Source organism: Desulfovibrio sp. 3_1_syn3 (assembly GCF_000145315.2).
Classification (GTDB): Bacteria; Desulfobacterota; Desulfovibrionia; order Desulfovibrionales; family Desulfovibrionaceae; genus Desulfovibrio; species Desulfovibrio fairfieldensis.
In genome coordinates this window covers 110,733-136,759 of sequence record NZ_ADDR02000003.1, presented here as the reverse complement: position 1 = coordinate 136,759, position 26,027 = coordinate 110,733, and the positions used below count along the sequence as shown (strand labels likewise).

Genomic DNA, 26,027 nt, shown 5'->3' with positions numbered 1-26,027 from the left:
CGCCCCGAACCATAAATCTCAAGCAAGCCGGACGGACGGCAGACATTTTCCGTCCGGCACAGGGGCTGGAGCATGAACGATCTTACCAGGCTTGCCAATTCGTTGATGGCTCTGGACGACAAGCTGGTCTCCTGCATGAAATGCGGCTTCTGCCAGGCCTTCTGCCCGGTTTTTGACGAAACCGGCGAAGAGGGCGACGTAACCCGAGGCAAAATCGCCCTTGTGGAAAACCTGGCCCACCTTGTCATTCAGAACCCTGAGGCCGTTTACGAGCGGCTCTCCCGCTGCCTTCTCTGCGGCGGCTGCAACTTCAGCTGCCCGGCAGGCGCGCCCACGATGGAGATCTTCCTTGAAGCGCGCGCCATTGTGGTCAGCTATCTGGGGCTTTCGCCCCTCAAAAAAGCTATTTTCCGTACCCTGCTGCCCAATCCGAAACTGCTCAACACCTTGATGAAAGTCAGCTCGCCCTTCCAGGGCCTGTTCATCAAGAAGGACAATTCGCCGCAGAATACGGCCTGTGTGCCCATGTTCAAGGCTTTCATCGGTGAGCGGCATATCCCCATGCTGGCCAAAAAGACGCTGTCGGCCAAACTGGGCGCCCGCGACACCCCGGCCGGAAAAAGTGGCCTGCGGGTCGCCTTCTTCCCCGGCTGCATGGGCGACAAGATCTACACCGACATGGCCGAAGCCTGCCTGAAGGTCTTCGAATATCACGGCGTGGGCGTCTACATGCCCGACAATCAGGCCTGCTGCGGCATTCCGGCGCTGACTTCCGGCGACCTGAAGAGCTTCGGCAAACTGGCCCGCTACAATCTGGACGTGTTCAGCAAGAGCAAGTTCGACTATATCGTCACGCCCTGCTCATCCTGCACCGCCACCATCAAGGAACACTGGCGGAACGCCGAGGATCTCACCCCGGCCCAGCGCGACTTCGCCCGCTCACTGGGCGAAAAGGCCATGGACATCAACGCCTTTGTGGTGGACGTGCTCAAGGTCACGCCGCCTGAGGGCGCGGGCCAGGGCAAGACCAAGGTCGCCTACCATGAATCCTGCCATCTGATGAAATCCCTGCGCGTCAGCAAACAGCCCAAGGATCTCATCAATATGAACCGGGATTACCAGCTCGTGCCCATGAAGGAAGCCGACCACTGCTGCGGCTGCGGCGGCACCTTCACCCTGACCCAGCCCGAGCTTTCCGCCAAGATCGGCCAGCGCAAACGCGACAATATCGTGGCCAGCGGCGCCGAAGTGGTGGCCATGGGCTGTCCGGCCTGCATGATGCAGATCTCGGACATGCTCGCCCGTAACCGCGACTCGGTCAAAGTCAAACACACTATTGAAATCTACGCGGACTCCCTGCGCTGAAAACCAAGGCCGCTCCCCCCGCTGACGGGGGGGCGGCCTTACCGGGGCTGTTTCTAAATCGGTTCTTTTACCATGCGGCTTCGTTCGAGGCTGGCTTTATCTAAGGCGGCATAGCCGCCAACTGCTGAAACGAACCGCGCTTTTTACTCCACACAAGCCCCCGCTCCACAGGCTTTGCGCCGCATTGGCGGAGGAGCCGCAGAGCGGAAAAGCACAAAAATCAGCCGCCCATCGGCGCGGCACAGCCCTAGGCGGCTCCTGATTTCCGTCGCGCCGACAAAAGCAATGCCCGCGCCGCTTTCCACGTTGCCGGAGAGGAGCGGCAGCCCCCTGATTCCAATCTCCGGCCCAGAGACCGATAAGCGCGAACTGTCCAGGAGGCCTTTTCCGGCGGCAATGTTGCGGCTCAACGCCCGACGTTCCCTGCAATACCCGGTCATAACGCGCTTTGACGCAACCTCTTCCCTCGACAGGCAACCTTCAGGAGACAGTCAATGAAACTGAATAAAACAGGCGAAGCCGGAGCCGCTGAAAGCGGCGACATTCTCGTGACCGTCGCCCCCGCCGAGGAACCGGGCCTTCAGATCGAACTGAGCGGCAAATCGGTCATCCTCAAGCAGTTCGGCAGACAGATCAGGGAACTGATCCGGAAAACCGCCGAGGAAAACGGCGTGGAAAACGCCCGGATCAGCGCCAAGGACAACGGCGCTCTTGACTGCACCATCAAAGCCAGAGTCCGCGCCGCCATCCAGCGGGCCGTGTAAAGGAGTCGGCAGCATGAAAAGCATTTTGCTCATCAACGGCAACGACCCCAAAGCCCTGCTCAATTCCACGCTCTACGGTGCCGACGCCGTGGCCTATGACCTGCATGAAGCCGTGGGAACGGCCGACAAGGACGCCGCGCGCCTACTGTTGCAGGAAGCCCTGGCCTTTTTCGATTTCGGGGACAGCGGCGTCTTTGTGCGCGTGAATCCCCTGTCCGAAGGCGGCACGGAAGACATTGCCGTGGCGGGTAAGGGCAAGCCCCAGGCCTTCATCCTGCCGCGGGCCGATGCGGAAAGCCTGCTCAAGGCGGATGCCGCCGTTGCCGCGCTGGAAGCTGAAAACGGCTTCGCGCCCGGCTCCGTCAAACTGGTTCCCACTGTGGAATCCGTGGCCGCCGTGGAGAACATCAACGCCCTGCTGGCTTCCTGCCCCAGGATCGCCGCCGTGGTGTTCAATGCCGCGAATTTCCTGAAAGATCTGGGCGTGGCCGACACCGGCGACGCCATGCAGATTCTCCACGCCCGCAGCAAGGTGGCCCTGGCCTGCCGGGCGGCCGAAGTTCCGGCCATTGACCGGCCCTGGTACGACGCCAAGGATCGCGCCGGTTTTGAAGCCGACGCCCGCAATGCCCGAGCCCTGGGCTTTACCGGCAAGCTGGCGGTCAACGGCGGGCAGGTGCCGCTGATCAACGAAATTTTCGCCTGACGTCCCGACCTCTCCGGCGGCCCGTCCGCCCGCAGCGCGAAGCCATACTGACGCGCCCGGGCAGCAAGCATCCAGATAACGGAAAAGGGAAAAGAGCATGAAAAATATCCTCGGCCGTGAAATCCCCGAATTCATCGAGGGCTATGGTCAGGTAAAGCCGTTCAAAGGCGCCTACGCCAGCATCGATTCCAGAACCAGGACCACCATCACCCGCCGTTCGGTCAAGCCCGGCGACAAACTGGAATCCGGCGACGCCAAGCTGCTGGCCTCCATCGAGGAGGCCGTGGAAAAAACCGGCCTCAAGGACGGCATGACCGTGTCCTTTCACCACCATCTGCGCAATGGCGACTATGTGACCAACATGGTCATGAAGGTCATTGCCGACAAGGGCATCAAGGACATCCACGTGGCGGCCACCGGCATTTTCGCCTGCCACGAGCCGCTGGTGGAGTATATCAAATCCGGCGTCATCACCGCCATTTCGGTCAACTACATTTCGCCCGGCCCGGTAGCCAAGGCCATCACCAAGGGCCTGCTGCCCAAACCGGCGGTCTTCCGCAGCCACGGCGGCCGCCCGCGCGCCGTGGAAGCGGGCGACCTGCATGTGGACGTGGCCTTCATCGCCGCGCCCTGCTGCGACGATTACGGCAACATCAACGGCACCCAGGGCAAATCCGCCTGCGGCGTGCTGTCCTACATCTATCCCGACGCCCAGTACGCCGACCAAGTGGTGGCCGTGACCGACAACCTGGTGCCCTACCCGGCCTGCCCCATTGAAATCTCCCAGGATTTCGTGGACTACGTGGTCGTGGTGGATTCCATCGGCGACCCCAACGGCATCGTCTCCGGCACCACCAAGGTCACGTCCGATCCCATTGGCCTGAAGATCGCCGCTGCCGCCGCCGAACTTATTGACGCGACCGGCTACATCAAGGAAGGCATGTCCTGCCAGACCGGCGCGGGCGGCACGTCCCTGGCCGTGGCCGCGGAAATCAAGAAACGCATGCAGGCCAAGGGCGTGGTGGGTTCTTTCGGCGCGGGCGGCATCACCGCCTACTTTGTGGAAATGCTCAATGAGGGCCTGTTCCGCGCGCTCTTCGACGTGCAGGACTTCGATCTGGTTTCCGTGGCCTCGGCGGGCAGCAATCCCAAACATATGGCCATGAGCGGCTCGCTGTACGGCAACCCGCACAACTGCGGTCCGGTGGTCAACAATCTGGACATCATGATCCTGGGCGCCACGGAAATCGACACGGACTTCAACGTCAACGTGGTCACCGGCTCGGACGGCACCATCATGGGCGCTTCCGGCGGGCACAACGACACGGCGGCGGGCAGCAAGATCTCCATTGTGGTCACCAATCTGCTCAAGGGCCGCCTCTGCGTGCTGCGCGATCACGTCACCACCGTGACCAGCCCCGGCGAAACCATCGACGCCCTGGTCACGGACCGGGGCATCGCCATCAACCCCCGTCGGACCGATTTGCTGGAAAAGCTGAAAGATTCCAAGCTGCCGATCATGGACATCCAGAAACTCAAGGAAATCGGCGACAAACTGGCAGGCAAGCCCGATCCCATCGAGTTTACCGACAGGATCGTGGGCGTGGTGGAATACCGCGACGGCACGGTCATCGACGTGGTCAGGCAGCCCAAGTAAGGACAAGCCTCCCGGCATGCCGCCGGGAGCAATACCATTGCATTCCCTCCGGCCGGGCGCTGACACCCCGCCCGGTTTTCGGCACACAGAAGGCGCGCGGAATTTCCGCGCGCCTTCTGTGTTAACGCAGGTCAACTTTGAAAGTTACCTACTCCCTGAAGAACTTACTTTTTCGCGGCAGCCGCCTCGCGGGCCTGCGGGCTCATATGGCAGGGGCGGCAGCCTTTGAAATTGGGGTATTTTCCCGCCAGCTTACGGTGGCAGCCATAGCAGGAGCGGTCCGTATCCGGGGAATGATAAGCCATGAACAGACTCATGGTGTCGCGCTCGTGCGCTCCCTTGATGGAATGGCACTCCTCGTTGGTACAGGAGGCGTAACGGTCTTTCGGCAGCCCTTCATGATGGCAGGTGCGGCATTTGACGCCCTTGTGCGAGGAATGGTTAAACGTCACGAACATGCGCTTGGAGGTGCCGCCGTTGAGCTCGATGGGCTTCTTGATGTTGCTCAGATTCCCGCGGCTTTCCCCTGCCTGAGCCGGACCGGCACACAGCAGGGAAAACGCAAACAGGGCGATAAACAGATACTGCATGGGATGCTCCTGTTAAAAAAGATTCCAAAAGGAAGCCTTAAGCGGGCTCAGGCCTTTGCGCGCCGCCACCATGTCCAGATGCATCATGCCCAGGGCCATGGCGTCCATGTCCGGAACCCCGCCGCATTCGCGCAGATCCACTGTGGGACAATAGCTTTTGCACTTAGTGCACCAGTCAAGCCGCTCGCCCCTGGACTTGCCGCTTTCGCGCAGAATTTCCATAACCCCGTTGCCCTCCTCGCCGCAGGCCGGGCAGGCCCCACGCCGGAACGTCCAGCTTGTGCCGCACAGGGAGCAATACAGATGTTTTTTCCCGCCGCCGCCGGAAAGAAAGGCGTTTTTCTCGTCAAAAGCGGGCTTGTCCAGCCAACCCATAACCGGAAAGGAAGAACAGACCGGGCAATAGCCCTGCCGCCACGCCCCGGCCTCATCCCAGGGAGCGTTTTGTCCGGCCCGCCCGGCTTGGTCGGCCAAAGCCCGCAAGGGCGGAGACAGGACGAATTCCGCCACGAATTCCAACACCTCGGGAGGCAGGCCCGCTTCGGCCGCCAGACGCTGGAAAGTCGAGGCGTCCCCGGCCAGCACGGCTTCGGCCAGGACGTCGCGCCTGTCTCTCCGGGACTGCGCCGGGGCCAGGAAAAAGGCCTCCAGAGCCGCCTTGTGGGCGGCCACATCCCCCTTGGCGCAGAGCAGGGGAAGCAGGGTCTCCGCTGTCCTGCGCACGGCAGCGCGCAGCCCGGTCAGAGGCACGCCCGCCAGAAGGCTCCGACCCTGCTCGGCCCGCTCTCCGCTCCAGTCCGGCAGGCGCGGCCCGCCGTCTTCCGCCATGCCCGCCGCGTCCGCCCGCTCCGCGCTCAATTCCGCGGCCAGGGCCGCGCGGGCGGTCAGCACGTCCTCAAAAGCCCGCAGCACAGGCTCCAGTGCGGGACGGCGCGCGGCCACGGCCGCCAGGGTCTGGGCCACGTTCTGACAGGATGCTGCCATGTCTGCTCCTCAAAACGCGAAGGATCCGGCCTTCGCCGAAGGTAAAGGCGGCGCGCGGATATGTCCGGCGCGCCGCCGTGTACGCCGCCCTACATAAAGGAGGCGTGCTCGTAATAGTGTTCTTTTTCTTCCGCCAGCAGGTAAATGACGCTTACGTCCTCCACATCGACCAGATGCGCCTTGGGGAAGCGTTCCCTGGCTGCGGCCAGCCGCTGTTGCGCCAGGGTCAGCAGGGCGTCGCGCTCGTCAAAGACCATGGCCCCGGTGGGACAGGTTTTGACGCACATGGGCGGCAGCCCCGCCTCCACCCGGTCGATGCACATGTCGCACTTGGTGATGCGCTTGGCCGCGGCGTCATAACGGGGAATGTTGTACGGGCAGGCCTCGGTGATGGCCCGCGCGTCCTCGGCGTTGAGGCCGGCGGATTTGTCCGTGGCCAGAACCGCGCCGGTCTTGGCGTCCTTGACCATTGCGCCGGGCACGGCCATATCCGCCACGTCCACGCACACGGGCGTCAAGCAGTGACGGCACTGATCGGGAAAGAAATTCCAGACCACGTCGCCCGCCGCGTTCAGATGCTCGTGAAAACGCACGATTTTGTAGTTGTAGGGATTGAGATCCGGGGGATTCTGATGCGTGCCGCGCTGTTTTGTGGCATTGGCCGGCAGATCGTGCCATTCCTTGCAGGCCACCTGGCAGCCGCGACATGCCGTGCACCGCGTGGTGTCGACTAAAAAGGCTTTCGGCATTGCAATGCTCCTTGGCGGGCGCGCCCCTGCGGACGCGCCCGACATTCGGGTCAGGCGATTTCCGTCAACGTATCGGCCTTGCGGATGTTCACGCAACAGGCTTTGGTTTCGGGAATGGTCGTGTTCGGATCATAGGCCGTCACGGTCAGACGGTTGGTGGAGTCGCCGCATTTGGGCGTGGTCCAGCCGAAGGCAAAGGGCATGCCCACCAGGTGGACCGTTTTGCCCATGACCGTGAAGGGCCGGATACGGATGGTGACCATGGCGATGGCCTCCACGCGCCCGCGCGCGCTTTCAATGATGACGCCGTCGCCGTTCTTGATGCCTTTCTCCTTGGCCAGATCGTGGCTCATTTCAATATAGAGCTGGGGTTCGGTTTCCAGCAGGTTGGGCACATTGCGCGTTTCGCCGCCGCCGCACCAGTGTTCCGTCAGGCTGTAGGTGGTCAGCACAATGGGATAGCGCGGGTCGGCCGCTTCGGCGAACTTGTCCAGTTCGGACGAATGGAACTTGTAGACCGGGCTGCGCAGCTGGCCGGAGAACGGATGCCGGGCCAGAGGCGTTTCCGCGGGCTCGTAATGTTCGGGGAAGGGGCCGTCCAGGCGGCCCGTGCCGTAGAGCTGGGCATAGCCGTCCGTGGTCATGATAAAGGCCAGTTTGCCCTTTTCGGCGTCGGCCTGCGGCGGCCACGGGCCGTCGGGCACGTCGCCCACCCATTTCTTGCCGTCCCACTTGATCACGGGTTTTGCGGGATTGAGCGGCTGGCCGTTCAGATCCACCGAAGCGCGGTTGTAGAGGATGCGCCGGTTCACCGGCCAGCACCACGACCAGTTGGGGAACAGGCCGATGGCCGCCTGCATGGGCGTCTGGCTGGGGTCGCGGCGTTTGGACTTGTTGCCCTCCTCTTCCGTATAGCTGCCGCAGTACAGCCAGTTCAGGGAGGAGGTGGAGCCGTCCTCTTTCAACTGGCCGAACGCGGGCACCAGCTGGCCGCGCTTGTAGATCTTGTTGCCGACCTTGGCGTCGGCCCAGTACAGGCCGTTGATGCGGCGGGTCCATTCCTCGGCGTCAAATGTTTCAGGCCAGTTCAGCTTGAGCAGCGGTTCGGGTAGCGTGCCGCCCTCGGCCGTGTACAGCGCGCGGATCCGGTTGACCAGCGGCACGAAGATGTCCGCGAAGTTGCGGGCCTCGCCGCCGGGTTCCACGGCCTTGTCGAACCAGAGCAGCCAGCGGCCGCTGTTGCTGATGGTGCCTTCCTTTTCCACGCGGTGAGCCGAAGGCAGCAAAAAGACTTCGGTCTTTTTCTCCTTGGGATCCGCGCCGGGACGCCGCCAGTTGTCCGTGGTTTCCGAATGGTGCAGTTCCGAACAGACCAGCCAGTCCAGGTTGTCCAGGGCCACGCGCATCTTGTTGGTATTGGGGAAGCTGTTCATGGGGTTGACGCCGAAAATGAAGCCGCCCTTGATCTCGCCGTGGAGCATCCTGTCCATGACGTACATGTAGGAATAATCGACGCCCGCTTCCCCCTTGGGCAGCAGCCCGTAGCAGAAGTCGTTTTCCGGCGTGGCTTCGTCGCCGAACCAGCCCTTGAGCAGGCTGGCAAAGTACTTGGGCCGGTTGCCCCACCAGTTGGCGCTGTTTTTCAGCGCCGTGACCGGGGTATTGGCCTTGTTGAACTCCTCCAGGGTCTGCCACTGGGCCAGGGGCAGGGCGATATAGCCCGGCAGGATGTTGTACAGCAGGGCGTGATCCGTGGAGCCCTGCACATTGGGCTCGCCGCGCAGGGCATTGATGCCGCCGCCCGCCACGCCGATGTTGCCCAGCAGCAACTGCACCAGGGTGGAGGTGCGGATATTCTGCACGCCCACCGTGTGCTGGGTCCAGCCTAGGGCGTAGAGGATGGTTCCGGCCTTGTCCGGCTTGCCCGTGGCGCAGAAGGCCTCGTACACCCGCATGAGGTTCTTTTCGGAAACGCCGGTCACGTCCGAGACGTTCTTCAGGGTATAGCGGGCGTAGTGCTTCTTCATCAGATTGAAGACGCAACGCTCGTTCCGCAGGGCGGCGTCGCGCACGGGCGCGCCGTCCGGGCCTTTCTCAAAGGCCCATTTGCTCCGGTCGTAGCTGCGGGTTTTCGGGTCATACCCGCTGAACAGCCCGTCCTCAAAGGCGTAGTCCTTGCCCACCACAAAGGAGGCGTTGGTGTAGTTGAGAACGTAATCCTTGAGATAGCTCTCCGACTGAATGATGTAATTGACCATGCCGCCGAGGAAGGCGATGTCCGTGCCCGAGCGCAGGGGCACATGAAAATCGCAACGGGCCGAAGTACGCGAGAACTTGGGGTCCACGTGCATGAGCACCGCGCCCTTGTCTTTGGCCCGCATGATCCACTTGAAGGCGACAGGATGATGTTCAGCGGCATTGCTGCCGATAATAAGCACCGCATCGGCATTCTTGATGTCGATCCAGTGGTTGGTCATAGCACCGCGTCCGAACGACTCTGCCAGAGCCGCAACTGTGGGGCTGTGTCAGACCCGGGCCTGGTGGTCCATATGGACAACACCCAGGCCGCGCATGGCTTGATGGATCACCGCGCATTCCTCGTTGGAGGCGTGCGAGGTACCCATCATGAAAATGCTTTCCAGACGGTTGACCGTCTGCCCCTGCGCGTTTTTCAGAATCATGTCCTTGTCGCGGGCATCCTTCACGCGCCGGGCGATCTGGTCCAAGGTCCAGTCCCAGTCCTTCTCTTCCCAGGTGTCGCCGTGCGCGGCACGGTACAGAGGCTTTTTCAGCCGATGGTCGTTGGTGTACATGCTGTACAGGGCCGCGCCCTTGGCGCAGAGCGCGCCCTCGTTGACCGGAAAATCCGGATCCCCCTCCGTGGACACGAGCTTGCCGTCCCGCACATAGGCGATGACCTGACAGCAAACGGCGCAGAAGGGACAGATCGTCACCACTTCCTTGGCGCCCTCAATCTTGAGCGACCTGGAGTAGGCCAGCGCCTCATCCAGGTTGACCCCCAGTTGTCCGAGAGTCAGGCACAAGGTGCCCACGCCCGCGAGTTTCAAAAAATTTCGCCGAGAACAGCGCATAAGGCATCTCCTTGTTGGAGCATGAACGGTTCCCTTGAAAGTCATATGCGCCGGAAGCGCCCGGTCTGTTCCGGGCGGTCCGAAGCGCATATTCCTCGCAATATGCCTGAAAAAACATATAGGGGTACGTTATGCCAAAATAAACAACGACGCAAGGAGGGAAGCGGATTTTACGCTCCGCCACGGTCCGCGCGGAGCCCGGCGGGGACGACGCGGCGGCGTCAATAGACGTCAAGGGAATAGGTTTTCTTGCCTTTGTGCTTGGCCTCATACAAGGCGGCATCCGCGCTGCGATACACGTCCAGGAACGACAAACCCGGCCTGGTGACGAGGATCGCGCCGATGCTTACGGACACGCCGGCCTCAATGGAAAGAGTGCCGACTCCTTCCCTGATCCGCTCGATAATGGCTACCAAACGGCGGGCCGCCTCGTCCCTGGTAAAATCGGCGCGAAAGAGCATGACAAACTCATCGCCGCCAAGCCTGCCCGTAATGTCGTCGGAGCGGCACGCATTGCGGAGGATGTCGGCCACATACTTCAGAACTTCGTCTCCGAACACATGGCCGTGCTTGTCATTGATGGATTTAAAATCATCAATGTCTATGATCGAGAACATGTACGCGGTTTGCGAATTGATCTGATCCTCTATGGCCTGCTGCATGGCGGAACGGTTGAGCAGTTGTGTCATGGGGTCGCAACGGGATTGCAGCAGCAACTGGCGCTCTTTGCTTTCGCGCCGCGCCTCAGCGTCTTTCAGGGCCTGAATATTTTTTATCGTGCCGATGATGCGCAGAGAACGTTCATTCGACTTTTCAATGCTGCCGGCTCGTATGGCATGCCATGTCAGAGCGCCGTCAGTGGCGTGCAACTGAAGCTCCATGTCCTCAAAATTTCGCCGTTGCGCGAACTCGGCCAGAAAAATATCCACATTCCGCTGGGTCGGCGGGGCGATTTCCGCCGGATCCTCCCGCTTTCCGCCAAACAAGACCATCTGACCCGTATCAATATCATATTCAAAAAACGACTCGCTCACGAGTTCCGCAAAAGCTTTATACCGGTTGGCCTCGAGCTCAAGCTGCGTATTGGCCCAGGCAAGTTCCTCGTTAAGCGTGACCAGCTCGGTGATATCCGTATAAATCAGGTAAATGACAGGGTAAACGCCCTGATAAAATTCCTTTGCGAAAACGCCTGTCACCTTTACCCAGACATCCCTGCCGGACAAATGTCTGAGTCGGTAACGCATGTTGAAGGTCTGGCCTGAGGCGACGCTCTTGGCCATGTTTTCCCGCACATACGCCAAGTCATCCGGATGCACATAGAGGCTGCTGTTGAAGCCTTCCTTCTCAATTTTGCCGCGCGTGGTGCCGACGAGCGTCGCGAGCCCCTCATTGTAGTACAGAATGGTGAGGGTGGGATCACAGGCGAATTTGCCGATCCCGTCCGCCGCATAGCTGAGAACGGTCTCCAGCTCCTTGTCCTTCTGTTTGGACATTTCTATGAGCCATCTCAGATCCTGTTCGTCATGCATGCTTTTTTTATCGTTATCCACGGAGTCGCTCGCTCTCGTCAGTAACAATGGCCGGACGGATGAACCCAGTGCGCGCACCACGCGACACGCTTAATGAGGAAAAAGCATTCCCTCGCAAGGCGGCAATGGCGAAAAATGCCTAATGCCCGGTAATGCCGTATTTTTTCAGTTTGTACTGGAGAAGGCTTTTGGAAATGCCCAGATACTCCGCCGCTTTGACCTGCACCAGATCGGCACGCACCAGGGCCCGGCGTATCAGCGCGGCCTCGATTTTTTCCAGGGTGTCGGCCAAATCCAGCTGTACGGGCAGCAGGTCCACGGCGCTCTTGAACTGGGATTCCTCGTCGCGGATTTCCGCAGGCAGGTTGTCCACCTCAATGATCGCGCCCGGCACCAGCACCAGGCAGCTCTCCACCACGTTTTCCAGCTGGCGGATGTTGCCCGGCCATTCGTAGCCGGTCAGGTAATTGAGGGCCTCGGTGCTGAAGGTCTTGGAGGGCATGTTGTTGTCCGCCACGACCTTTTCCACGAAATGGGCCACCAGCAGGGGGATGTCCTCCCGCCGCTCGCGCAGGGGCGGCAGGGGAACCTGGACCACGTTCAGCCGGTAATAGAGATCGTCGCGGAAGGTGCCCTTCTCCACCATGGCCGCCAGATCCTTGTTGGTGGCCGCCACCACGCGGATGTCCACCTCGATCTCCTCGCCGCCGCCCACACGCTCGAACTTCCGTTCCTGCAGAACGCGCAGCAACTTGACCTGCAGGTCAGGCGTCAGCTCGGCGATTTCGTCCAGAAAAAGCGTGCCGCCGTCGGCCTGCTCAAAACGGCCCCGGCGCATGGCCACCGCGCCGGTGAAAGACCCCTTTTCATGGCCGAAAAGCTCGCTCTCGAGCACGCCGGGGTTCAGGGCCATGCAGTTCACGGACACAAAGGGCTTGTCCTTGCGCGGGCTGGTATAATGGATGGCCCGGGCCACCAGTTCCTTGCCCGTGCCTGATTCGCCGGTGATCAGCACCGTGGAGCGGCTGGGCGCTGCGCGGTCCACCATGACCAGCACATCGCGGATGGCCCGGCTGCGGCCCACGATCTTATGCACGCCGTAGCGCTCTTCCATGACTTCCTGCAGAAGGCGATACCGGCGGTGGGCGCGCGCGAGCTCCGCGGCATTGTGGATGGAGAGCAGCAGCTCGTCATTGGAAAAAGGCTTGGTTATGTAGTCAAAGGCCCCGTATTTCATGACCTCCACCGCGCTTTCGATGGAGCCGAAGGCCGTCATGATCAGCACCGGAATATACGGCCAGGACTTCTTGACCCGTTGCAGCACCTCCCTGCCGGTGACCTTGGGCATTTTCATGTCCGTCACCACCACGTCCACCTCGCTTTCGCTCAGAAACGCCAGCGCGGTTTCCGGGTCGCTGATGGCCGTGACCGTGTATCCCTCGTCCTCCAGCAGGGTCTGAAGAACCAGAAGGTAATTTTTTTCGTCGTCCAGGACCAGAATATGCGATTTTTCACTCATCTTGAACCTCAGGCGCTTCAATATCGGCGGCGGGCAGCAGCACCCGTACCAGCGCCCCGCCCTCGGGGCCGTTCTCAAGCTCGATCTGGCCGCCGTGACTGGTTATGATCGACTGGACGATGGGCAGGCCGAGGCCCGTGCCGCCGTCCTTGGTGGTAAAGAAAGGATCCAGCAGACTGGACAGAACAGCGGGATCAAAACCCGGCCCGGAATCCAAAAATTCCAGGCGCACGCGGCCAGGCCCGCTTTCCTGCGCCGGATGTTCCAACGCGCCGCGAATGCGCACGATGCCCGGCCCGTCCATGGCCTGCTGGCCGTTGATCAGGATATTGTAAAAGGCCCGGTACAGCAAATCCTTGTCCCCGTGCACAAACAGACCGGCTTCGGTTTCACGCTCCACGGCCACGCCGTGGCGGCCCAATTCCCCTTCCAGAAAAGCCATCACCTGGTCCAGCACCAGATTCACATCCACCAGATCCTGGCGGGGCTGGCGCGGCCGGGCGTAGTCCAGAAAATCATTGACCGTCTGGGAAAGGCGTACGGATTCGTCATAAATGGCTCCCAGAATGCGCGCCGTGCCCGAATCGGCCTTGTCCGTGCGGCGCTGAAGCAGTTCGGCGCTGGAACGGATGATGCCCAGGGGATTGCGGATCTCGTGCGCGATGCTGGCGATGACCCGCCCCATGCCCGCGAGCTTTTCATTGCTGTGCAGCTCGTTTTCCAGCAGACGGTTCCTGTGCATGCGCTCGGCCAGCACCCGCTCGGCGCGGTGGATGAGCATGAGCAGCAGCCCGAACAGGACCACCGAGGACAAAAGGCACATCACCACAATGATGCCCTGAAAGGCCAGCACCTGCTCATAGTCGCCGGTGATGTCCTGGGTCAGCTCCAACGCGCCCATGACCGGCGCATCCTCGCCCGGCCGCAACGGCTCGCCGCGCAGGGGATAGAGCACGCGCAACACAAAAGTGCCCTCGCGCAGCGGCACCCGGAAAGGAGCCTGCCAAGCCGGGATGCTGGAAATAATCTCCGACTTGGGAGCCGCGCCGTGCAGCACGTCGTCCAGGTTGGGCGGGGACAGACCCGCCCGGCCCACATCCTCCTTCTTGGTGGAATAGGCCACCAGGCGCGAAAAATCATAGATGCGCAGCCGCTCCACCGGCAGGCCCTGGATCACGGACTGTACCACCCGGTCCAGATGCTCATACTGGGTGGGCTGGCGCAGGGCGATACGCCCGCTGGCCAGAATGGTGGGCAGGGCGAAACGCCGGAAAATCTGGCTGTTGAGGTTTTCCACCAGCAGGCGCGCGAAATCCTCCTGACGGGTCAGCAGGGTTTCGCGCGCCGAATTGGAAATGAAGAACGAAAGTCCCAAGCTGGTCAGCAGAATGACCACCAGCGACAGCCAGGACAGGGTGCGGGCATAACTCAGCGGCAGCGCGCTTTCAGCAGGCGCGGCCTGTTTCCGGCATTCACAGGTTTCCGGCGAGACATGGTTTGATTCGCTCATGCGCGCCCGTCCTTACAGCGTGTTGCGCCGGGGACTTCCGCGTGACGCCGGGCAAAGTCCGGCTGCGGAAATCTCGTGGGCGTTGTTACGCTTTGCTTTATGCCGCCGGAACATTTCACCGCAATGGATATTTTCATGGACGCGGTTCTAAAAGCTCTCTTTGCGCTGCGGTGCGGCCAGATAGGCGGCCAGATCCGCCTCTTCCTGCGGATAGCCCCCCGCGCCCAGACGGGCGTTGGCCAGGCGCTTGCCCAGTTCCACGGCTGGTTGGTCCAGAGGATTGATGCCCATGAACCAGCCGGTGAACAGGGTGGCCGCCTCCAACAGCATCATCAGCGCCCCGGCGGCACGCGGCCCGGTGTCGCTCATTTCGATATGCACCAGGGGCACGCCGCTCTTGCACAGGGCCATGCGCGTGCCCAGAGCCTCGGCCTCCAGCAGGCTGCCGAAGGGCTTGGCGCGCAGCCAGGCCCACTGCTCGGGCACGTCCATGCCGAAATTGCGGCCTTGGGCCTGGTTGCGGCTGGTCAGGAAAATGCAGCCCTTGTCGCGCGGGCCATCCAAGAACATCTGATTGATCGAGTGCTGGTCCGTCACGCCGGTGGCGGGCACGGGCATAACGCCCTTGCCGTCCTTGCCCAGGCTTTCGGCCCAGAGCTGGCCGAACCAGGGACCGTAGGCGGCCCACTGCGGGATGTAGCAAAAGAAAATCAACTGGCTGTAGCCGTGGTCTTCCAGAGCCTTGGCCCAGCAGGCCAGGGCAAAGGAAGGGTGCCGCGCGATGCTTTCGGGCTGCTCCACCAAAGGACAGGCAACTTCGGCCGCCCCGTCCAGCAGGGCTTGCCAGTCGATGCCCAGAAAAGCGGCGGGCAGCAGGCCCACGGCGGACAGGGCGGAATAGCGCCCGCCCAGATAATCCGGTACTTCCAGAGCCGTGAGGCCGTAACGCGCGGCTTCCTCACGCAGGTAGCCCTTGCGCTCGTCGGTGACCACGATCATCTGCTCCTGCCAGCATTCCCCAAGGGCGGCCTTGAGCCAGTCGCGCACCAGAAAATACTGGGCCAGGGTCTCAATGGTGCCCCCGGATTTGCTGATGCAGACCACCACGGTTTCCGAGGGACTGAGTTTGGCGAGCAGGGCTTCGAACTGTTCCGCGCAGACATTATCCGCGATCCAAAGCCAGGGGCCCTTGTGACCGGGGCCGTCCTGGCCCGGCGCGAAAGCCCGCTGCATGGCGCGCGCGCCCAGCGCCGAACCGCCGATGCCCAGCACCAGCATATGCTTGTAGGCCTTGAGGCGCGGGATCAGCGGCGCCATTTCCACTTCCAGCTTGGCGCGGTAGGGCATGGTCAGAAAAGGCAGCTCACCCGCTGCCGTTTCACGGGCCAAACGTTGCGCAAGCTCCGCGCTCCGGGCCTCGCAGCCCGCCGCATCGCTTTCGGACAGACGGGCCGTATACGCTCTGGACCACTCAAGACTATGAGGCATGACGCACCTCCCGCGTTTTGAATTTGGGCTGGATATCCTGCAACAGAAGCATGTCCGCCTGCTGTTAAAAAAGCCGTAAAGCCTTCGGCGCGAAAAAACGGCGGCGCACGGCCTTATAGGTTTGCGGCCGCACACCGAAACGGCAGTGCCAGAGCGGGCAGCTTCCGCGCGCCGGGCAGGCCCGCACCTCGCGCCGATTGCCCGCGCAGTTCATGCACTGCCGCCGCACGGCGCGCAAGGCAGCCCGCGCAACATCGCCCGCCTCGACAGCCTCCGGCGCCACAGGCGATTCGCCGGGCAGGGCCGCCATGCGCCAGGCCCACAAAGGGCACTGGTCATCAGGACAGGAACGCACCGATCTGGACGATGCCCCCTGGCATTCCAGGCAGAACTGCCGAATGGCCGCTATGGCGCCGCTTCTGGCCATGCTTACTCAGCCGCCGCCCCGCAGCATTTCTTGTACTTTTTGCCGCTGCCGCAGGGACAGGGGTCATTGCGGCCCACCTTTGGATCGGGCCGCCGGTAGGCTGTGGGACGCAGGGCCACGCCGTCCACATAATAAATTTTATCGTCCTTGCGCCGGAAAAAACTTTTCTCGCCCAATTGCCGGGGAATGCCGTCCAGCTCATAAAAGGCGCGGAACTCCACGATATCGTAAAGCTCGCCGTTTTCGCCCACAGGCGCGTCATCCTCGCACCGGCCCATTTCCAGACGCAGCCAGCGCACGTCCTTGCCCTGCTCCGCCAGTTTTTCCGCGGAGAGTCCTTCCCGGAAATCAGGATGCGTGCTCTCCACCAGCCAGTCATAACGCCCCAAGGCATAGGCCGAATAGCGGGAACGCATCAGGGCTTCGGCGCTGGACGGCCAGGCCGCGCCGTCAAGACAGGGGCCGCAGCATTCCGCGAGAGACAGTCCGCTGCCGCAGGGACAGAGTTGGGACATGAAAAAAGCCGCCTTTCTTTATCCACGGCCCGGAATGGGCCGCACCGATCTTGTACAGCATAGCCTATGGCCTGACGGGCGGCAAGAGCGGGCCGGGGGGATGGCCTCAGGCGCGCGCGTCCTTTTCAGGCACCGGGACGGCGGGAGGAACGGGATCAGCGGCGGGCCGCAGGCAGACCAGGCCGCCGAGGAGCACGGGTGCCTCCTCCAGCAGGATCAGTTCCAGAACGCCCTTGTGCAGTTTTTCCGCACGGGCTTCGCCCAGGGGCCGCCCGTCAGCGTCCAGAACCATACGCAGGTCGCCTGGGCGGGGCGCTTTTGGCCCTGAGGCCAGGCACCAGATACGGCAGGGGGGTCTGTTCCGGCTGACGCGAAAAATCTCGCTGCAGCCCAGTTCCGTCAAAAGGCGCAGATAGCGGCGGCCCAGCAGATAGGTGCCCACGCCGCAGACAATCCCGAGGGCGCCGGACCAGGCAGCCAGAATAAAGGGATTCCAATCGGCGATCCGGCGGATGTAGGAAGGCGAACCCGCCCGCTGGGCAGCTTCGTCGGCCCAGACCACCAGAACAAAAGGTTGCTCGGCCTGGCCCGCGGCCCCTTTGAAGGACACGCGCAGCTCATAACTGCCCGGCTCGGCCTGGGGTTCGGCCTGTACCCCGCCGCGCCACATGCCGTTGCCGAACCAGTAACCGGTGAAAAAGCCTTCCAGATTGAAATGCAGGGGGGCGTTTTCGGGCTTGAAACGTATCAGCACATCACTGTCGAGCGGATTTTTGAGCGCCGACGGACCGGAAAGCGAGATGGCCTCGCCGGGCAGGAGGTCCACCTGATTGGAACCGGTGCGCATTTCCGCCAGCAGGCCGTCCATAAGCCCCAGCAGGGCCACGGCCAGCAGAAAGGCGCTGATCTTGCCCACAAGACGCTGGCGGCGGCGGGCCTGGCGGCAAGCCTGCCAGAGAGGTGTGTTGAGCTGTGAAAGCATATCTCTCCTTATAAGGGCAAGCGGCGGCGGGGACAAGCAAAAAGCGCGCGGAAGCCGCGCGCTTTCAGACTGATGGCAAACTCCGCTTCGCGTGGTTTGCGCCACCAACGGCGGCTTCGCCGCCGGGTGGAAAGACACGAAAATCAGTCGCTTAACGGCGCGGCAAAGCCGCGACCTGCTCCTGATTTTCGGGGCTGCCGACTTTGTCGGCAGCCTCAACGCGCGTGGAAGCCGCGCGCTTTCAATCCATCCCGGACTGCCGTGTCGTTCAGCGGGCCAGCAGGCATGTGCCCCCAGCCTCCTCCAGCACACGCCAGCGCACCAGTTGGCGGCCTTTGCGGGGAAGTTCGATCAGGCTCTCATGCTCCGCCGGAAAACGCCGCCGGATCAGGCGCGTCAGATAAAAGGCCCCGGTCCAGACCGGCACGGTAATGCCGAAAAACCAGCAGCAGAACACCGCTTCCGACGGCCACGACGACCACTGGGAGGCCCGGTACATGGACAGGAACACCGCCCCCAGCATGAGCAGGTTGGCCATAACGCGAATCAGCCCGACATACAGGGATTGTTTGTAACTGTTCATGGCATTTCTCCGGCCCGCGCCGCCCCGTGGAGCGGGGCTTGCGCCCCGCTCCCGGTTCTACGGCGGATTTACTTCTTGAAGATATTGGTCTTGCTCACGTTCATGATGCGGATGGCCTGGCCCTTGTCGGCATTGCGGTAGGCAATGCGCATTTCGTCACCGGCCGTCCAGACATAGGGGGGCAGATCCAGCGCGGGCGCGGGCACCTTGAAGGTGACCAGAGCCTGCAGGCGCTTGGAGTACACGGTGACGGTCTGCTTTTCCTTGTCCACGACGGGGAAGGTCTTGCCCGCCACCTTGGGATGCTTGGCGCTGATGTTCTTCTCCACGTCCGTGAACTGCACGGGCAGTTCCTTGATGCTCTTGGAATCCGGGTCATAGAGCAGCAGAGCGGACTTCTCCAGTTCGATCATCAGGCGGCCGCCCACAGTGGGGGCCGGGCCCATGTCGCGGGCTTCGGCGGGCAGCTTGAAGGTATGCACATCGCCGCTGTAATGGGGCGCGGACTGATCGTGAGTCACGTCCACCACGATGGTCAGGGTTTTCGCGGCCGGGTCGAAGGCCACACAACGGCCCTGTTCCACGCCGCCGTCAAAGTCGCAGGCCGCGAGAGCAAAGGAGAGGGCCAGGACCAGCGTAAGCAGCAAACTACGTATTTTCATGGCTTGTCTCCTTCTAGTTGCCGGCGGCTTGTTGCTTCTTGGCCGCCAGTTCCGCCTTGGCGCCCTGGACCATCCGGATGGTGATGTAAATGGAGATGGCGCTCACGAAGCCCAGTACTTCCACAGTAGCCAAGGGTCCGAGGATCCAGCCGTACACGGGGAACTGAGCCTGGAGCAGCTTGAGCACGACGGACATCAGGCAGCCGAGCACGGCCAGACCGAACACGATGCGGATGCCGTAGCCCTTGACGTACTTGGTGGCGACAGTGCCGATCTGGGCGCCGATGGCCGCGCCGCAGAGCATGATGATGGCGGCCAGCAGTTCGACGCGGCCCTTATACGCATAGGATGCCGTGCCGTACAGGCCGGAGATGGCCACTTCGAAAAGGTCCGTGCCCACGGCCAGATGGGTCGGGCAGCCGATCAGATACACCAGAGCGGGCATGCGGATCAGACCGCCGCCGATGCCCAGGATACCGGCCAGCCAGCCGGTGAACAGGCTGACGATGATAGGCAGCCACGCCGAGCAGGTGATGTTGGCATGCTTGAAGTGCACGACAGGAGGAACCTTGAAGGCCTGGAGCTTGGTGGCCCAGTCCAGACCCACGGCGGTCTTGTCCAGTTCCTGCTTGTGAGCCTTGGCTTCGCGCTCCTTCCTGCGGCGCAGGGCCACGTCATGGAAGACCAGCCAGGCCAGCAGAACAAGCAGCACCACGTACAGCCAGCGGACGACCTTGTCCACCGAGCCGATACGTTCAAGCCACATGACCATCTGGGCACCGATTTCAACGCCCACGACGGTACCGACCAGCATGGTCAGGCCCAGCGCGTAGTCCACGTTGCCGAACTTGCCGTGCCGCATGGTGGAAATCAGAGATTTACCGGCCATCTGCGCCACGTCGGTGCCGATGGCGAAGGCCATGGGGAAGCCGAGAATATTCAGACCGGGGGTCACCATCCAGGCGCCGCCCAGACCGAAGAAGCCGCCGATGACGCCGACGCCCAAACCAAGAATGACCAGACCGGGCCAGAAAATACTCACGCCGGAAATGGGCATCAAAATATACAGCCAATCCATATCTGCCTCCTTTCCGGGCTACTTTTCAGCCAGTTCGCGGTGTTTGAGGTCGATGCCGATGCGCGACATGACGACGTCGGCGAGAAGGCCGAGGATACAACCGAGAATCGGAATGATGATCATGGTCAGAATAGCGAAGAAGAAGTGGCTTTCATTATACATCTCCGCCCACCAGTACAGAAGGCCGTCCAGTTTGCGGGTGTCGGCCACGATGACCACGTCGGCCTTTTTCTTGGCCGCCAGAGCCAATGATGGCATAAGTACGGGCAGCATCAGCGCGCAGCCCATAATCCAGGTCCAAAGCCTGCGCATTTTCTTCATGACATCCTCCACATTGTTTGGTTCCCATCAGGCGGCACGGCCGCCGCATCAAACTACCTGTCAGCGCAATTGTGAAAATATTAGCAATGCCCGTGCCATTGCGTGATTTATGGTGTTTTTTTTCGCGCTATACGGGCAAAATCCATTGAGGCCCTTGTCAAAAGAGCTGTTTTTTTCTATGCTCCGTCCAGGGATTGCGCTTTTTTGCGCAAATAGGGAGGAGTATGCGCGTTTTTGGCTCCGTCACCGGTGGAAGCTCCGTGGAAACCGCCCTTTTTTTTGCGAATCGCAGCCTCGCCGGCCGCATGCTGATGCTGGGGCTGCCCTTGCTGGCCCTGGTCCTGGCGCTTATCTTTTTCGCCACCGGGCGCAGTATCGAAAACATCGTCAATCGTGCAATAACGCGCAACGCGCGACTTCAGGCCCAGGCAATGAGCCTTGCGCTGGAGCAGACCCTGGTGGAAACGCGTAACCAGTTGCTGATCCTGGCCGCCGGCTCCATGGACCGGCAGGAGATGGTGCGCCGCCTCAAATTCCGCTCCCGGGCCGACGGCCTGCGCTATCGCGAAGTGGCCTTCATGGGCCTGACGCCGGAAAACCGCTATCTTCTCCTCAATTACGGCGGCGAAATCATTGCCGTGCCCCCTCACGTGGCTCTGGACGCCCCGGCGGGCCCCTTCCACAACATCAGTCCCGGCCAGAAACCCGGCAACGTCAACGTGGGCCAGCCGCTGGAAGTAACCTATTCCATGGTGCCCATCGACAAGTCGCTGCAAAGCCTGGCGTTTTATGTGCTGCGTTTTTCCACGCCCATTTACGACGCGGCGGGCAATTTTCAGGGCATTCTGATTCTTTCGCTGGATCTCAAGGCCCTGCGCGACACCATGTCGCTGTTTTCCTCGCCCGACGCACCCATCAACGGCGGCGAGGAAACCCGCGTGCGCAGCCTCTTTTTCGACCGGGACGGCTGGATGCTCTTCCAGTCCGAAAGCCTGGACGCGGATTCCGGCGAAAGCCTCTTGAGCTCCGACGCGGTAAGGGCCGGTTTTCGCGGAGATTTCGGCCGCCCCGGCTTCAGCCCGGCCTTCCGGCCCGGCCCCGAGCATATCAACTACTGGACCATGGTAGCCGAGGTGCAGGCCGGCCGGTCCGGCCAGCTTTCCCTCTCGGGCACCGGACCGGTCTGGAATACCGGCCAGAATCGAGTGGAGGGCGTAAGCTACGCGCCGGTGACCTTCATGTCCGGACCGGAAGGGCCGCGTGTGGTGGTCGGCGGCCTCGGCATGCTGGACAGCAGCTTTACCTCCACGCGCACGGGCATGCAGTTATTGAGCATTTATTCCCTGTGTTTTCTGGGCGGCACGCTGCTGTTGGGCCTGAGCCTCTGGTGGCTGGCCCACAGCACCGGCAAGAGCCTGAACAGGCTTTCCGGCGAACTGCGCAGCCGCAACGAGCACGACAGCGCCGACGCGCTCAATCTTCCCCCCATGCCGCTGGAACTGGAAAGAATCAAACGGAATGTGAACATTCTGCTCGCCAGGCTGCGCCGGGCCAAGGCCGACCAGATCTCCCAGGCGGCGGAACAGAACGCCCAACAGCAGCGGGAACCGGTGGAGGACCTACCCGATCCGGCGGATTTGCCGATCCGCGGCCTGGTGGGCACCTCCCTGCCCATGCAGACCCTCTACGGCCAGATCCAGAAGGCCTCCCAAGTTCTGGCCGACGTGCTGATCGTGGGCGAGACGGGCACCGGCAAGGAACTGGTTTCCGAATCCATTCACCGCTTGAGCGACCGCGCCGACGGGCCTTTCATCACCATCAACTGCGGCGCGCTGGACGAGGCCCTGCTCATGGACACCCTGTTCGGGCACGTCAAGGGCGCGTTCACCGAAGCCAAGCAGGCGCGCAAGGGGGCTTTTCTGGCCGCCGAGGGCGGCACCCTGATGCTGGACGAGGTGGGCAACGCCGCGCCCAAAGTGCAGCAGGCCCTGCTCCGCGCCCTCTCCACCCGGCGCATCCGCCCCCTGGGCGCGGACCACGACGTGCCCTTCGACACCCGGATCATCGCCGCCACCAACGCCGAACTGCGCGGGGACGGGCAGGACGGCTCCTTCCGCGACGACCTTTACTACCGCCTGGCCGTCATCACCATCCAGACCCCGCCTCTGCGCCAGCGCAAGGAGGACATCCCGGCCCTGATGGTCCACTTCATGGCTGAAGCCGTCGCCACCCGCGAACAGGGCATGCCCCGGACCATTCCCAAAATCAGCCGGGGCGCGCTGGAAAAGATCATGCGCCATCACTGGCCCGGCAATGTGCGCGAACTGAAAAACACCCTGACCCGGGCCTTGACCTTTTGCGACGAGGACCTGATTCTGGCGGAAAACATCCAGCTTGATCCCGGCGTCCAGTACGAGGCCCGGCATGGAGCCGATCCGGCCGCCTCCGCCGGGGAACAGCCCGGCGACACCGCGCCGGAGAGAACACGGGACGGAGAACGGGACAAAACCCGGGACGCGACAGCCCGCCCCGCTCCGAATCAGGACAAGGTCACGGCCGGGCCGCCTGTCGCGCCGGACCCGGAACAGCTCAACCACCGCCAGCGGGAACTGCTGCCGCGCCTGGCGGCTCTGGGCAGCGTGAGCCGCCAGGAATACCAGAACCTGGCCGGGGAAGGCATTTCCATGCGCACGGCGCAGTATGATTTGCAACAGATGGTGCGGCTCGGCCTGATGCGCAAGGAAGGGCGCGGCCCGGCCCAGCGTTATGTGATCGTGCAGCCCGGCGGATACGTTCCGGCTGACAAAGGACGCTCCTGATGAACGCCGTACAGAGCCTGAAAAAACTCCTGGGCCTCAAGCCGCGCATCAGCCGCGAGCAGGCCATGGCCGCCTTTACCCGCCGTTACGCCTCCTTCAAGGAATTGCTGCAGGCCAATGCCGATCTGGCGGGCATCATGGCCTCCCTGAACGCGGCCCAGCGCGGCGAGCGCAGCCTGGAAACCAGCCAGGTGCGCAAGGAGGCCCGGCGGGCCATAGTCCAGAGCGAGCGCATGGCGACCTGCCTCAACGACATTTCCAATCAGCGCCACCAGGATCTCAATACGGCCGTGGAGGCCCTGGGCGCCCGCATTGAGCACGAGCTGGAACAGCATACGCGCGGCGACGTGACCTCCCTGACCCTGCCGCTCAGCGAGGTGGACGCCAGCATGGCCTACAGCGTGGGCGGCAAAAACGCCAACCTGGGCGAATTGCGCAACATGCTGGACATGCCCGTGCCGCGCGGCTTCGCCATCACCATCCAGGCGGGCATTTTGCTGCTGCTGCAAAGCAGCGGGCTGTTCAAAAACATTCATCTCACGCTCCGCGCCGTGGACCCTGACGACCCGGCCAGCATCCGCGAAGCCTCGGCCAGGGTGGAACAGCTCATTGTGGACGCGCCCGTTCCCGACGAGGTGGGCGGAGCCCTGCTCCGCGCCTGGGATGAATCTTTCGGCGAGGGCGACGCGGTGGCGGCCCTGCGTTCCAGCGCCATTGCCGAGGACGGCGTGCAGTCCTTCGCCGGGCAGTACCGCAGCATCCTGGGCGTCACCCGCCAAACCCTGTTGCCTTCCTTCAAAAAAGTGGTGGCAAGCCTCTTTTCGCCGCGCGCCATGACCTACCGGGCCAGCCACGGCTATACCCTGGAAGCCTCGGGCATGGGCTTGTGCTGCCTGGAAATGGTCCGGGCCAAGGCCGCCGGTGTGGCCTTTTCCCGCCATCCCGTGGACCTGCGCTCCAACTGCGTGCTGATCAACGGCCTCTGGGGCCTGGGCGAGATGGTAGTGGACGGTTCGGGCACGCCCGACCAGTGGCTGGTTTCGCGGGCTACCCGCAAGATCACGCGTGAAACCATCGCCCACAAGGAGGCGCGGCTGGTTCTGGTGCGCCGGGGCGAGACCGTGGAAAGCGAGGTGGTGGACGTGCCCGAGGCACTGCGCGACGTGCCCTGTCTCAGCCGCGAGCAGGTGGAGCGGCTGGCCGCCATGGCCCTGGAACTGGAGCGCCACTACCAGTATCCCCAGGATCTGGAATGGGCCGTGGACGAGGACGACCAGATCATTCTGCTCCAGACCCGGCCCATGGGCTTGGACAGCACGGCGGCGGAAAGCGCGGCCCCGGCCCTGAAGCACATGCGGCCGCTGCTCTCCGGCGCGGACGTGGCGGCCAAGGGCGTGGGCTGCGGTCCGGTGGTGCCGGTACAGCCGGACGAGGATCTGACCCATTTTCCCGAAGGCGCGGTCATGCTTATGCAGCACTCCTCGCCCAACGCCATGACCGCCATGCAGCGGGCCGCGGCCATCATTGCCGAAACCGGCAGCCTCACCGGGCACATGGCCTCCATCTGCCGCGAGTTCGGGGTGCCCACATTGATGAATCTGGCCGGAGCCACCAACCAGCTCACGCCGGGGCAGGTGGTGACCGTGGACGCTCTTTCGGGCCGGGTTTTCGACGGCGAAGTTCCGGAATTGCTGGCCCTGCGCCTGAGTCGCCGCCAGCCCAGGGCCGATACGCCCGCCCTGGTGCTGTTGCGGCGGGTGGCTCCCTACATTCTGCCCCTGCATCTGGTGGACCCGCAGTCGGCATTGTTCAGCCCGGCCAACTGCACCTCCCTGCACGACGTCATGCGCTACGCGCACGAACTGAGCTATTCGGAAATGTTTCTGCTGTCCGACTGCCTGTCCGAAAACTGCGCGGGCGGCGCGGCCAGCCGTCTGGTATGTTCCGTGCCGCTGGATCTCTACATCATCGACCTGGGCGGCGGCCTGAAAAATCCCGAAGCGGCCACGGCCACCCCCGAGGAGGTCACCAGCGTGCCCTTCCGGCACGTTCTGGGCGGCATGCTCAATCCGGCCGTGCAGGCCAAGGGTCCCCGCCCGGTGAACATGAGCGGCTTTCTCTCGGTCATGGGCCAGGCCATGATCGGCGGCAACCAGCACGGCGGCGAGCGTTTCGGCGACCGCAGCTACGCCATTGTTTCCGACCGCTACCTCAACTTTTCCTCGCGCGTGGGCTATCACTACGCCATTCTGGACACCTGGTGCGGCGACACCCTGAGCAAAAACTACATCCGCTTTGAATTCGCGGGCGGCGCGGCGGGCAATGAGCAGCGCGCCCGGCGGGTGCGCTGCATCGGGCTGATCCTCACGGAACTCGGCTTTACCGTCGTGGTCACGGGTGATAGGATACGCGCGCGCTACCAGAAATATCCCAAACTTGAACTGTGCTCGCGCCTGGATCAGTTGGGGCGTCTTCTGATCATGACTCGCCAGATGGACATGCTCATGGTCAATGACGAAGCTGTCCAGGCATATGCCGCCAAGTTTCTCAACGGCGAGTATCATTAGCGTATTTCAACTTTGAAATGCTCTAACGCCGAACACGGTGAGGCGCGCCGCGAAGACCGACCCGACGGGCGGCCCGTAGGGCCATGCCTGTAGCCCAAAGGGCGTACAGGCATCGAGAGC

At 62.5% G+C, this 26,027-nt stretch carries 21 protein-coding genes; 6 read left to right on the top strand and 15 right to left on the bottom strand.

The window, feature by feature from the left end:
• The first annotated feature begins 72 nt into the window (after positions 1-72).
• From HMPREF0326_RS15025 to citF, 4 genes are all read left to right on the top strand, one after another.
• The gene (locus tag HMPREF0326_RS15025) at positions 73-1,365 is read left to right on the top strand and encodes a (Fe-S)-binding protein (protein ID WP_008686156.1); all 1,293 of its coding nucleotides are present in this window, start codon (positions 73-75) and stop codon (positions 1,363-1,365) included.
• 494 nt (positions 1,366-1,859) lie between these two features.
• Positions 1,860-2,129 carry a citrate lyase acyl carrier protein gene (citD, locus tag HMPREF0326_RS15015; RefSeq protein WP_008686157.1) on the top strand — a complete coding sequence of 90 codons (270 nt, stop codon included), beginning with the start codon at positions 1,860-1,862 and terminating at the stop codon, positions 2,127-2,129.
• Positions 2,130-2,142: 13 nt separating this feature from the next.
• The gene (locus HMPREF0326_RS15010) at positions 2,143-2,835 is read left to right on the top strand and encodes an HpcH/HpaI aldolase/citrate lyase family protein (protein ID WP_008686158.1); all 693 of its coding nucleotides are present in this window, start codon (positions 2,143-2,145) and stop codon (positions 2,833-2,835) included.
• A gap of 97 nt (positions 2,836-2,932) precedes the next feature.
• Positions 2,933-4,492, top strand: coding sequence for a citrate lyase subunit alpha (gene citF / locus HMPREF0326_RS15005; protein ID WP_008686159.1), 1,560 nt, complete (start codon positions 2,933-2,935; stop codon positions 4,490-4,492).
• Between the two features lie 164 nt (positions 4,493-4,656).
• On the opposite strand, the gene HMPREF0326_RS15000 is transcribed toward citF, so the two are convergent.
• The 15 genes from HMPREF0326_RS15000 to HMPREF0326_RS14925 all read right to left on the bottom strand — a co-directional run bounded on the left by HMPREF0326_RS15000 (position 4,657) and on the right by HMPREF0326_RS14925 (position 20,521).
• Positions 4,657-5,082 carry a cytochrome c3 family protein gene (locus HMPREF0326_RS15000; protein ID WP_008686160.1) on the bottom strand — a complete coding sequence of 142 codons (426 nt, stop codon included), beginning with the start codon at positions 5,080-5,082 and terminating at the stop codon, positions 4,657-4,659.
• Positions 5,083-5,094: 12 nt separating this feature from the next.
• Entirely contained in the window at positions 5,095-6,066 is a 972-nt protein-coding gene (locus HMPREF0326_RS14995) for a formate dehydrogenase accessory protein FdhE (RefSeq protein WP_020990720.1), read from the bottom strand.
• Positions 6,067-6,155: 89 nt separating this feature from the next.
• On the bottom strand, positions 6,156-6,815 hold the full coding sequence (locus HMPREF0326_RS14990) for a 4Fe-4S dicluster domain-containing protein (protein ID WP_008686162.1): 660 nt from the start codon (positions 6,813-6,815) through the stop codon (positions 6,156-6,158).
• A gap of 50 nt (positions 6,816-6,865) precedes the next feature.
• The gene (gene fdnG / locus HMPREF0326_RS14985) at positions 6,866-9,907 is read right to left on the bottom strand and encodes a formate dehydrogenase-N subunit alpha (protein WP_147568313.1); all 3,042 of its coding nucleotides are present in this window, start codon (positions 9,905-9,907) and stop codon (positions 6,866-6,868) included.
• 221 nt (positions 9,908-10,128) lie between these two features.
• Entirely contained in the window at positions 10,129-11,457 is a 1,329-nt protein-coding gene (locus HMPREF0326_RS14975; protein WP_009303907.1) for a sensor domain-containing diguanylate cyclase, read from the bottom strand.
• Positions 11,458-11,575: 118 nt separating this feature from the next.
• Positions 11,576-12,955, bottom strand: a complete 1,380-nt coding sequence (locus HMPREF0326_RS14970) for a sigma-54-dependent transcriptional regulator (protein WP_008686166.1) — start codon at positions 12,953-12,955, stop codon at positions 11,576-11,578.
• On the bottom strand, positions 12,948-14,465 hold the full coding sequence (locus HMPREF0326_RS14965; RefSeq protein ID WP_008686167.1) for a two-component system sensor histidine kinase NtrB: 1,518 nt from the start codon (positions 14,463-14,465) through the stop codon (positions 12,948-12,950). Before HMPREF0326_RS14965 ends, HMPREF0326_RS14970 begins: the two co-directional genes overlap by 8 nt.
• A 147-nt stretch (positions 14,466-14,612) precedes the next feature.
• On the bottom strand, positions 14,613-15,953 hold the full coding sequence (locus HMPREF0326_RS14960; protein ID WP_008686168.1) for a hypothetical protein: 1,341 nt from the start codon (positions 15,951-15,953) through the stop codon (positions 14,613-14,615).
• 64 nt (positions 15,954-16,017) lie between these two features.
• The gene (locus tag HMPREF0326_RS14955) at positions 16,018-16,380 is read right to left on the bottom strand and encodes a hypothetical protein (protein ID WP_008686169.1); all 363 of its coding nucleotides are present in this window, start codon (positions 16,378-16,380) and stop codon (positions 16,018-16,020) included.
• Positions 16,381-16,382: 2 nt separating this feature from the next.
• On the bottom strand, positions 16,383-16,895 hold the full coding sequence (locus HMPREF0326_RS14950; RefSeq protein WP_008686170.1) for a YchJ family protein: 513 nt from the start codon (positions 16,893-16,895) through the stop codon (positions 16,383-16,385).
• A 106-nt stretch (positions 16,896-17,001) separates the two neighbouring features.
• Positions 17,002-17,877 (bottom strand): hypothetical protein, encoded by an 876-nt coding sequence (locus HMPREF0326_RS14945; RefSeq protein ID WP_008686171.1) that lies wholly within the window; start codon positions 17,875-17,877, stop codon positions 17,002-17,004.
• Between the two features lie 268 nt (positions 17,878-18,145).
• Complete coding sequence (locus tag HMPREF0326_RS14940) at positions 18,146-18,460, bottom strand: hypothetical protein (RefSeq protein WP_008686172.1); 315 nt, start codon at positions 18,458-18,460, stop codon at positions 18,146-18,148.
• Positions 18,461-18,528: 68 nt separating this feature from the next.
• Complete coding sequence (locus HMPREF0326_RS14935; protein WP_008686173.1) at positions 18,529-19,122, bottom strand: DUF4881 domain-containing protein; 594 nt, start codon at positions 19,120-19,122, stop codon at positions 18,529-18,531.
• A 13-nt stretch (positions 19,123-19,135) separates the two neighbouring features.
• On the bottom strand, positions 19,136-20,200 hold the full coding sequence (locus tag HMPREF0326_RS14930; protein ID WP_008686174.1) for a sulfite exporter TauE/SafE family protein: 1,065 nt from the start codon (positions 20,198-20,200) through the stop codon (positions 19,136-19,138).
• A gap of 18 nt (positions 20,201-20,218) precedes the next feature.
• Positions 20,219-20,521 carry a DVU0150 family protein gene (locus tag HMPREF0326_RS14925; RefSeq protein ID WP_008686175.1) on the bottom strand — a complete coding sequence of 101 codons (303 nt, stop codon included), beginning with the start codon at positions 20,519-20,521 and terminating at the stop codon, positions 20,219-20,221.
• A 260-nt stretch (positions 20,522-20,781) separates the two neighbouring features.
• Between HMPREF0326_RS14925 and HMPREF0326_RS14920 the strand changes: the two genes are divergently transcribed.
• Positions 20,782-23,340, top strand: coding sequence for a sigma 54-interacting transcriptional regulator (locus HMPREF0326_RS14920; protein ID WP_008686176.1), 2,559 nt, complete (start codon positions 20,782-20,784; stop codon positions 23,338-23,340).
• Positions 23,340-25,907 carry a PEP/pyruvate-binding domain-containing protein gene (locus tag HMPREF0326_RS14915; protein WP_008686177.1) on the top strand — a complete coding sequence of 856 codons (2,568 nt, stop codon included), beginning with the start codon at positions 23,340-23,342 and terminating at the stop codon, positions 25,905-25,907. The genes HMPREF0326_RS14920 and HMPREF0326_RS14915 overlap by 1 nt, the downstream gene beginning before the upstream one ends.
• The last annotated feature ends 120 nt before the right edge of the window (positions 25,908-26,027 follow it).